The sequence below is a fragment of the uncultured Campylobacter sp. genome, assembly GCF_963517995.1.
Taxonomy (GTDB): Bacteria; Campylobacterota; Campylobacteria; order Campylobacterales; family Campylobacteraceae; genus Campylobacter_A.
This window is the reverse complement of record NZ_CAUQHQ010000208.1, coordinates 1-2641: the sequence shown is the minus strand read 5'-3', so window position 1 is coordinate 2641 and position 2641 is coordinate 1. Positions and strand designations below refer to the sequence as shown.

Below are 2641 nucleotides of genomic sequence, written 5' to 3'. Positions count from 1 at the left end.
TATATGTGCTCAACTTTTTCGCGCCTATCGTTTACTTCTCGGTTGCTAATATCTACCTTTTTGTGAGCATTATAATGATTTTGCAAACCGTATACTAAAATATTTTTTAAGTTGCTAGAATGTGTCATATGGAAAATTTCGCTCATTTTATCTAAAAAGAATTGGTTTGTCATTATAGCTCCCATTATTTTTATGGGAATTATAATGACCAAAATAGATACATAGTGTCTAAAATATTGAATTATAGGCTTTCTTGTATATTTATAAAATTATGATATTTGTCAAACAGCTTTTTTATCTCTTGTTTAATATGACTAAATTCTTCTTCGCTGATATTTCCGTGTGCGAAGTCGTTACGCAAATCATCTAACTGCTTATGATATTTAGCCAGTTCGTTACTCGAGCCAAATTTCGTATTTATAACCAGTCTAATATCTTTTATATCCGATTTTGAAAGCTCGAGATACTTCAAATTTTTCATAGTTCTGCCGACAAAGTCATTATCGGTCTCATGGGCTCTAGTTTTTAGCGACTGAATAAAAAAATTGCTTATAAGATAATTTTTGCGCACACCCATTTTAGAGCATTCGTCTAAAATTTTATTAAATATTAAAGGGATATTTTTTTCAAATACACTAACTACATAACTGTTTACGCTCTCAAACAAGAGCACCAACGATTGTAACAAATAGCCCTTTTCAAACATATCTTTAGCCAATTTATATCTAAAAATATATGCGCTATCGCTCCAGTAGCATATTTGATTTAGCTTGTCTTTTAAATAGCTAGCTCTTGGTTTTAGTGCTATATCATCTATTTTGTCAAGTTCTTTGATCAACTCACTATGCGAGCTTTTCAACTTTGCTATATTTAAGCTTAGTATATTATTTGAAAAATCATTTAAAGCATTTACTAGCGATTCAAATCTCTTTGTATTTATATGCTGTGCCAAAGTATAGTTTTGTGAAAAAGCCGCGATCACAAAAGCGATATTAGCGATATCTAGATACTGCCTTAGATCTATTATCTCATATAGATTAAATTTTTCTATCTCTTTAGCAAATAAAATTTGATCTATCTGAGAGACGTTTGAGAAATTTTGTATGAGTAGGTCAACTAGTGCTAGCAAGGGCAGATGACGGAATCCATGCGTCACATCAAAGACGATCTTGCCAACACCACTTTTTACCAGATCATCTATCGCTCTTTCAAATATCTCAAATATAGCTTCGAAATTTTTCTCGTCCACTATCTTATAACTATCGTTAAAATTTATCTGAAAATTTGCATAGTGCGCCATTACAGCCTCGTTAAATTCTCTAGCTTCTGTTGTATATATAGGCACTATATTTTTTGCACCAAATTTATTTGCAAGCAAAGGCAGGGTATTAAAAAACTCTTTCGATTTATCAGGGCCCTCACTAGCGAAATAATACCTAGCGCAACCTTCAGTTTTAATGTTATCTTTTTGGCCTTGTATGCCAAGGATTGTGATGACGGCAGTTTTGTCGTTATTTTCTTTGACTTGGGACGGATTTGCTTTCTTTACTATATTAGGCGGCATTGGATTCCTTTAAATTTACCAACTTTACGGTATTTTGAAGTGATAGAAATTATCTCGTTTTATAACTTGTGTTTTGCTTAATAAATTAACAATGGACCTATCTTTATAAATATTCCCTAAATTTTTCATGCTTAAATTCGCGTCTTGTGACCAACTTTCCATCTACCATAAGTTCTTGAACCACGCGCTTGGTAGTCGCATATACAGTCTTTAGCCCGATATTTTTGGCAAAATTTATCATATTATAAGTAGCGCCAAAATCCCCCTGCACCAAGAAAACATCGCCAGCCTTAGCCTCCCGCATTAACTCCTTTTTATATGCGTTTAAGGCGTCTACTATATTTTCGTCCGATGGATCGATGCTAGACCACGCATCATCTGCGATATTTACTATATTTCCGATACCAAATACTCTTAATGCCTGATCTTTCTGCTCTTCTGTTAAATTATGATTTATGAGTACAAACATTTTTTTCATTTTTATTCCTCTCATTAAAATTCTATTTTTATAAAATCAATGCAAGATACTATCTAATCTTTTAGACACAATATGACAAAAATAAAAGCAAAGTAGCTTTAGTGTTTGTAGGCTATGAATCAAATATATTTTTAATACAAAAAACTTTTTTATGTATATTGTGTCGTATTCAAACTTCTCTCAATTTTTAAACTTCCAAAAAAAACCAGAGCATTTGCTTAAAAAACATGTAATTGATATTTTTTATGACAAATAATGTCCATTTTATTGCATATAATTTTTAGATATTTGTTAAAATGATAAAAATGAAGATAAAACCAAGAGATATGATCATATTAGCATCGATTAAAAGAAATATTAATTTACAAGCAAGGGTTGTAAAATCTAAAAAACTACACTAGAAAACAAAAATATAGAAATAGCTATATAGGTTACTATCTCTAAATTTGGAGCAATAGTTAATTTTCAACCTTAAAATTTAGGAAAACTAGTTTATATAAAATTTGAAAGCAACCTCCATTAAGCTCAAACAACCAATATATTCTATGAAGGCATCAATTAACTCCTATAATATTTTTCAATTTGGTTCAGTATAAGCC

General features: G+C 30.9%; 2 protein-coding genes. Both read right to left on the bottom strand.

Translation table 11 applies throughout. The annotated features are described in order from the left end of the window. Window positions 1-241: 241 nt before the first annotated feature. A complete protein-coding gene (locus RYL88_RS12635; RefSeq protein WP_314991783.1) occupies window positions 242-1564 on the bottom strand; it encodes a TM1812 family CRISPR-associated protein in 1323 nt (440 codons plus the stop codon). Between the two features lie 103 nt (window positions 1565-1667). After that, complete coding sequence (gene csx20, locus RYL88_RS12630; protein WP_314991781.1) at window positions 1668-2042, bottom strand: CRISPR-associated protein Csx20; 375 nt, start codon at window positions 2040-2042, stop codon at window positions 1668-1670. Window positions 2043-2641 lie beyond the last annotated feature (599 nt).

What these genes read in the sequence shown, in the direction of transcription:
- RYL88_RS12635 (WP_314991783.1), bottom strand. Translation starts at nt 1,564, where the DNA reads ATGCCGCCTAATATAGTAAAGAAAGCAAATCCGTCCCAAGTCAAAGAA.
- csx20 (WP_314991781.1), bottom strand. Translation starts at nt 2,042, where the DNA reads ATGAAAAAAATGTTTGTACTCATAAATCATAATTTAACAGAAGAGCAG.